Annotated in this window: 3 protein-coding genes; 1 reads left to right on the top strand and 2 read right to left on the bottom strand. The window is 73.5% G+C overall.

Translation table 11 applies throughout. From position 1 onward, the window contains the following. Positions 1-295, bottom strand: a 295-nt coding sequence (locus tag AB0M08_RS20245) for a hypothetical protein (RefSeq protein ID WP_364495166.1), incomplete at its 3' end; no start/stop codon positions are given. Between the two features lie 98 nt (positions 296-393). Between AB0M08_RS20245 and AB0M08_RS20240 the strand changes: the two genes are divergently transcribed. Beyond that, entirely contained in the window at positions 394-2,007 is a 1,614-nt protein-coding gene (locus tag AB0M08_RS20240; RefSeq protein WP_364495164.1) for an ATP-binding protein, read from the top strand. A 4-nt stretch (positions 2,008-2,011) separates the two neighbouring features. On the opposite strand, the gene AB0M08_RS20235 is transcribed toward AB0M08_RS20240, so the two are convergent. Continuing rightward, on the bottom strand, positions 2,012-7,510 hold the full coding sequence (locus AB0M08_RS20235; protein WP_364495161.1) for a serine protease: 5,499 nt from the start codon (positions 7,508-7,510) through the stop codon (positions 2,012-2,014). Positions 7,511-7,512 lie beyond the last annotated feature (2 nt).

The following is a 7,512-nucleotide window of genomic DNA, read 5'->3' as shown; positions in this document are numbered from 1 at the left end:
TACTCACCCCCCCACCACCGACATCAACACGTCCCGCTAAACACTCTTCCCCACCCCGCCGATCTCCCGAACCCCGCGCCCCCCCCTTTACCGGGTGGGCGGCGCGCTGACCGGCCGCATCCGTGGTGCCGGTCAGCTCCCCGTTCGTGTAGGTCTCGCAGGTGTCGCCGGCGCTCATCGCGGAGCCGCCGCAGTCGTCGGAGCCGGACAACAGCCAGGCGGCACCGATCGTCGTCATGAAGAGCCCGGCGATCAGGATGAGCCAGGATTGCCGGTCGGCACGTCGCTTCGCCACGAAGAACCTCCCCGTTCCGTGAAAGCGGTTGATCCTACCGACCCACTCACCACGGCACCGAGTGGGAGAATGACCGATACGACGGATATGGGAGAACCATGCAGCCACGGAAGCGGGTCAGCTGCGGCCTTCAGGTCCTGCGTGACCCGGAGCAGGTTCTCGCCGTGGCCCGGTTCGCCTACGTCGCGATCAACGCCGCGGGCCGGGTGATCGCCTGGAACCCCGCCGCCGAACGCGTCTTCGGCTTCCCGGGCGACGAGGCGTGCGGCGAGGACCTCGCCGAGCTGGTGGTTCCGCTGAACCTGCGGGCCAGCCACCGGGCCGGGCTCGCCCGGCTCGCGGCGGGCGAGCCCAGCGCCATGCTCGGGCACCCGGTCCAGCTGGTCGCGGTGCACCGGGACGGCCACGAGTTCCCGGTCGAGCTGACCCTCACCGTCACCGAGGAGCCGGGTGGCACGGTCTTCCACGCGTTCGCGCAGGACGTCACCACGGCACAGCGGGTCAGCCGTTTCGCCGCCGCCGAGGCCGCCGTCTCGCGAGGGCTGGCCGAGGCGGCGTCCAGCGCCGAGGCAGCCGCCCGGGTGGTCGAGGCGCTCGGCGAGCGGATGGGGTGGCAGGTCAGCGAGCTGTGGCTGGCCGACGACGAGCGCGGGACGATCACCTGCGCGGCCCGGCACACCGTTCCCGGACTGCGCGGTCTGGAATCCTTCACGCTCGACGAGCTGGACCCCGGCGTCGGGCTGCCCGGGCGGGTCTACCAGCAGGCGGCCGCCGGGTGGATCCCCGACCTGGCCGCCGACACGCGCAGCTTCCGCAGCCGGGCCGCCGCGCACGCCGGACTGCACGTGGCGATCGGGGTACCGGTGATCAGTGCCGGTCACACGCTCGGCGCGCTCTGCGTGTACGGCGACCGCGTCGAGGACCCCGAGGAGACGGTCACCGCCCTGCTCGGCGGGATCGCGGCGCAGGTCGGCGTCTACCTGGAGCGACGCCGGGCCGAGGAGCTCACGGTGGAGCTGGCCCGTACCAAGGACGAGTTCCTGGCCCTGGTCACCCACGAGGTCCGCAACCCGCTCTCGGTGATCACCGGCGCGGCCGGTCTGCTCGTCGAGGACCTGGACACGCTCAGCCCCGACGAGCACCGGGAGCAGCTGCAGGTCATCCTGCGCAGCGCCCAGCGGCTCGGGGTGATCGCCGACGACCTGCTCGACCTGGCCCGCCTGGAGTCCGGCCACATCACGCTGCTGCCCACCGGCACCGACCTCGCCGTGATCATCCGGGAGGCGGCGTCGGCGCTCACCCCGGCCGCCCGGGAGAAGCAGCTGACCATCACGCTCCGGGTGCCGGAGAGCCTGCCGTTGCACGCCGACCCGGACCGGATCCGCCAGGTCGCCGACAACCTGCTCTCCAACGCGATCAAGTACACCCCGGCCGGCGGCGTGATCACGGTCGACGCGGAACGCTCGGCGGGCCGGATCGTCTGGACCGTCTCGGACACGGGCATCGGCATCCCGGCCGCCGAACGCCCGTACCTGTTCCGGCGCTTCTACCGCGCGTCGACCGCGGTGGACCGGCGCATCCCCGGCACCGGCCTGGGCCTGGTCATCATCCGTACGATCGTCGAACGCCACCACGGCACGATCGCCCTCACCGACACCACCGGCCCGGGCACCACGTTCACCATCCACCTGCCGACGACACCGCCGCCGTGATCGATCAGTTGAGGATCGCCCGTGGTGGGTCGATGAGCCCACCGAGGGTCTCGGTGATCATGCGGCGGCCGGCCGGTGGTTCCGGGATCTCCGCGGCGAGGTCCGGGTGGTGTGCGCCGAGCCATTCCCGGGCGATCCGGACGGCAGGCCCGGCGGCCTCCTCGGGAAGGTCGTCCCGGCACAGCAGCGCGTACAGGAGGAACACGGCCCGGCCTCGGCCGCCGAACGCGCTCAGCCAGCGCAGCCCGAGATCGGCGGCCTGCCCGAGTTCGGCGCCGGCCAGCTCCGGCCGGTGCAGCAGGGTGACCAGGGCCCGGCTCGCGTTCAGGTCGCTGCGGAACCGCCGGCACCAGTCCAGTGCCTCGGTGATCAGCGGTGCCGCCGAGGCGCCGAGGTCGGTACGGCAGAGGATCGCATGCCAGACGAAGGCCGCGGTGACCGCCGGCCGGGGCCAGCGCCGCAACCAGGCGGAGGCCGCGTCCAGGGTGGCCCGCAGATCCGCCGGGCCGAGGTCCTCCCAGCCGAGCAGCCCCTGGACCGCGGCGTTGGCCTCGAACGACGAGATCCGGGGCTCCGTCCCGAGCCACGTCAGGAGAAGGCCCGCGTACTCCGCGCGGAGCGCCGCCCCGACCCGTGCGCTGCTCAGCACCGCGCCGAGCAGCACCGGTACGTCCGGGTCGTCGGGGTTCGCGGCGAGCCAGGCCTCGATCGCGGCGAGCGCCCGCTGTCGTTCCTCCGCGGTGATGCCGGGATTCCCGGGAAGTGCCCGCAGCAGGGTCGACGCGGGCACTTCCGATCCGTGCCGCCGCAGCCAGCGGTACGCGTCCTCGACCCCGGGCCGCAGTTCCTCCGTGCTCAGGTCCTGACGGAGCAGCAGGGACCGCAGGACCTTCGGTGCGTGCTCGCTGTCGGGATACCGGGTGATCCAGCTCCGGGTGTGGGCGAGAGCCTCCGGTACCGAGGGCGAGTTCCGCGGCGCCTGCTGGAACAGGTCCTGGAGCACGATCGCGGTGTCCGCGTCGCCTCCGGCGTCGCGCAGCCAGGCCACCGCGAGCTTCTCGGCGAGACTCCGCTGTTCGGCGGTGAGCGACTTGGCGCGCAGGACGTTCCGCAACAGCCACTGCTCGGTGGGCTTGGCGCTGGGCGCGGCGCGCCGCCGCTGATTCGGGCGGGTGGGCCGGTGCCCGGGTCGCAGCCGCCGCTCCAGCCAGCTCAGCGCGTGTTCGACGGTACGGGCGACCTGCGCCTGTCGCAGGTTGCGCCGTCCGAGGATCTCGCGCAGGAGGTACCCGGCGCGGGGCGATGCCGGATGGGACTCCAGCCAGGCCAGGGCCTGGTCGACGACGGTCGCGGTCACATCGGTGTGCAGGTCGGGCCGGGCGATCAGCGGCTGAAGCACGAGGTTCGCCATCGGCGCCCGGTGGTGGAGGTCCAGCCAGCGCAGGGCCGCGCCGAGATGGGCGGGAGCGTCCGCCTCCGGCAGGTGCAGGCTCTTGAGCAACTGCTCGTGGACGAGGTAGGCGACCTCGTGCCGGTCGTACCGGAGCAGCCAGTCGTCGGCGTACTCGCGGGCCCGGTTCACGACCTCCGGACCGCATCGGTTGCGGAGCAGCTCGCTCAGCACGTAGGCGGCGTCGGCACGGCGTACGAAGATCGGCAGCCGGTCCAGGGCGAAGGCCCGGACCTCCGGGCCGATCGACAGCTTCCCGATCCGGCAGAGGATGAGCAGCTTCTGCAGCACCGACCCGAGGAGCTCCGGTTCGACCCAGAGCTGCTCCGGGCGGGCGCGCAGCCGATCCAGCACCGCGGCCGCGAACGCGGGAACCGACGCGGCGGGCAGGTCCTCGCGGAGCAGCAGCTGCTTGAAGGCGAACATGACCGCGCCGCCCTCCGGATGACGGGTCAGCCAGTCCGTGGTGAGGGTGAGCAGCGTCGCCACCTGCGGGCTGCGCGGCGGCAGGATCTGGGCCAGCACCTCGACGACCCGGATCGCGTGCACGGTGCCGCCGTGTCGTTCCAGCCAGGCGAACGCGTACCGCTCGTACTCCTCCGCGGTGCCGTCGAGCTGACCGGGCTTGATCGCGGAGAGGACACCGCCGGCGACGTGCTCGGTCCGGTACGCGGCCAACCACAGCAGGGTGCGCCGGAGGACCTCGCCACGAACCTGCGGCTCCAGCGGCGACCCGAGCAGGCCGGTGAGGACGTCGGCGGCGATCAGCCGGTCGGTATACCGGTCGATCCAGGCCAGGGCGATCTCCCGTACCTCCGCCCGCACCGGCGCGGGCAGTCGCAGGCCCGGCTCCAGCAGGGTACGCAGGACATGGCCGGTCGAGACCTCGGCGGGCTGGGCCCGCCCGAGCAGCTCCGCGACCACGGCCTCGGCGGACCCGCCGCCGGACCGGATCCGCTCCAGCTTCCCGAGCAGCACGTACCGTGCGGCGGGGTGGTCCGGGCGCAGGGCGAGCCAGGTATCCGCCCAGCCGAGGGCGAGCTCCGTGTCGGGCGCGGACAGATCGGACCGGACGAGGACCGCCTGGAGCACGTACCCGGCGGGCACCGTGCGGTGGAAACGCTCCAGCCACGCGATCGACCGCGCCACGACGGTGGCGGTGAGGTCCGCGCCGAGGTCGTGACGCGACAGCAGCGCGCGCAGCACCCGGTCCGAGTTCGCCCCCGCCGCATCGCCCGGCCTGCGGGCGGCCAGCCAGTCGAGGCCGGCGCCGGCCAGGTCACCGGCCTGCCCGGGGGTGAGCTCGCGGCGCTGCAGCGCGTCGATCAGCAGGTACATGGCCCGCGGCAGATAGCGGTGGAGCAGCACCCAGCGCACCGCGGCCGCCAGCACGGCCGCCACCTCCGGCCCGTCCGCCGGCTGCGCGGCGAGCCAGCGCTGCAGGATGAACGACGCCACCGACCGCTCGCCGTTGCCCTCGATCCAGACCGCGAGCCGCTGCCCGAGCACGGTCCGGTGCTGCTCGGGCAGTTCCCGCCGGTCGAGCAGCCGGGTGAAGAGCATGGTGACCGGGACCGTCCGGCTCGCCTGGCCGTCGTTCGCCGCCAGCCAGGCGAGCGCCTCGGCGACCGCGGCGTCACCATCGGCCGTGGACAGACCGGCCCGGCCGGCCAGCGCGTCCAGAAGGAAACCGGTCTGCGGCCACTTCCGGTTACGGCGCGCGTGGTCGAGGGCGGCGGCGACCGTGCGCGCGAGGGTGACGCCGTCCAGGTCGGAGCGGCGGATCAGCGCCTCCAGCACCGTGGTCCGCTCCCGGGGATGGATCCGGTCGCCGAGAACGGCCCGGGCGGCCACCGTCGCGCGCCCGGCCTCCGCCGGGGTGAGATCGGTGCGTTTCAGCAACGCCACCAGAACCTTGGCCCAGCCTCCGTCCCGCCGCTCCAGCAGCGTCAGCGCCGTGCCGATCACCGGGCCGGCGTACCCGGGAGCGGTCCCGCGCAGCAGCACCAGCAGCGGGTTACCGCCGCTCCGGAACCAGGCCCCGGTCAGGGTGGTCCACTGTTCCACGACGGCGTCGTGCCAGGGGCCGGTCTGCAGGAGCGTGATCAGTAGTCCCGCGGCGTGGTGCGTGGTCGTCAGCATGCCGCCGAGCGGTACGGCATTCGCCGCCAGCCAGCGCCGGGCCTCCTCGCCGATCTCCCGTCGCTGCTCCTCGTCGGCCGACTCGTAGAGGCGGTGCACATGCTGGACGCCGTGCTGGAGGCCGAGCGGCCCCGCGCCGGCCAGGTGCGCGTCGAGCAGACCGTGCAGCGCCGCCGAGTCGAGCGTGCCGTCTTCGCCGGGGAAGAGGCAGGCCTCGAGGATCTCGTCGACCACCGCGTCGTGGAACGCGACCAGCTCACCGTCGTCGCCGCGCAGCCAGCCGAGCCGGCGCAACCGGCGGATGATCGTCTCGGCGTTCTCGCCGGTGGCGTGCCGGACCGTGCCGGACAGGTCAGCGGTGGTCGCCGGGGTGGCGGTGAGCGCGGCCGCGATGCCGGGGAGGGCATCCTCGCCGGGGAGCAGCCGGTCCCGCTCCAACCGGGCGATCAGGAAGCCGCGCAGTGTCAGGCGGAGCCCCTCCGCGACGTCGACGGTTCTGTTCCGCTCGGCCAGTTCCTCGGCGTTCCGGGCCAGCAGCTGGGCCATCAGCGGATCTTCGCCACAGTACTCACGCAACCGCGCCCGCCCGTTGACCTGGACCGCGGTCGGCGCCACCGCGTCCAGCACCGCCTCGATCACCTGATCGTGCTGGCGCCGGTCCCGCCAGTCGAGCGTCACCTCCCGGGAGATCAACCGAGCGGCGTCCGCCCGGTGCAACTCGCGTACCGCCTGCGGCCTGCTGGTGAAGAGAAACCGGATCTGACCGCCGTCGTCGTCCGGGCCGGCCGACGCGCGGTCGTCGGCCCAGTACGCCAGCTCCTGGAGACGGGCCGAGGGCATCGCGGCCGCCTTGTCGAGCACCACCAGGATGCGGGCGCCCGGCGGGTCGTCGGCGAGGACCCGTTCGAGGTCGGCGATCTGGATGTCGCCATCGGTGCGGGCGTGCAGGACCAGCCAGTCCTGCCGGTCGGCCAGGTCGGCGACCTCGAGGCAGGTCCGGGTCTTGCCGGTGGCGGGGGCCCCGACCAGCAGCAGACCGCGGCAGTCAGGACGGCTCAACCGCTCCAGGATGGCACCGGGCGCCGCGGGTGACCCGGGCGCGGGTGGCACGTACCGCAGTCGCTCGCCGGTGAGCAGGCGGTCGGCATGCCGCATCCGGGCCGGATGGGTCACCACGGTCCCCGCTCCGCGGGGACGGGCCGGACGATCGGCGGCCGCCGCGACGGGCAGCGCGCCGATCCGCTCCGGAAGGCCGATCAGCTCGCGGAGGGCCGGAAGCCGCTCCGGGCCGGTGGCGTACCAACCCGGGACCGGGATGCCGTAGAGCCGGCCGGCGCCCTCGTCGCCGTAGTGCCGGGTGATCAGGCCGACGATCCGGCCGTCCGCGAAGACGGCCGCACCCGACATGCTCTCCCAGGGGTCGTCCGCGTTCCGCGTCGCCGCCGCCGGCGGCACGAAGCCGGTCACCTCGAAGCTGCCGCTGGCGGTATTGGCCGCGGTGTGGATCATCGCGGGGAAGGCCGCCATGTCCCGGAACGACCGCTCGCCCTCCGCCCGGAGCTTGAACCGCGGAAACCCCAGCACCTGGCACTCGACGGTGACCACGTCGGACGGCAGACGGGCGAACCCGGTGCGGTACGGCTCGCCGTCCGCCCGGGGAATCCGCAGCAGCGCGAGATCGACGTCCAGCCGGGGGTCGCTCCACACCTCCACCGCCGGGTGGGCCTCGCGGACGTGCGGACCCTGGTAGAACCGGACCTCGACCGAGCGGGCACCGGCGAGGTTGTGCGCCGCCGTGACGACGAGATCGTTGCTGATCCGGTAGCCCGACCCCCGTCTCTCGTCGCCATCACGGATGACCTTGATCTGCGCCACCAGCCTCCAGTCCGGATGGCGCGGCACACCGGGCACGG

Source organism: Actinoplanes sp. NPDC051851 (assembly GCF_040681165.1).
Taxonomy (GTDB): domain Bacteria; phylum Actinomycetota; class Actinomycetes; order Mycobacteriales; family Micromonosporaceae; genus Actinoplanes.
Note: the sequence above shows the minus strand (reverse complement) of the source record. Positions and strands in the feature narration are given on the sequence as shown.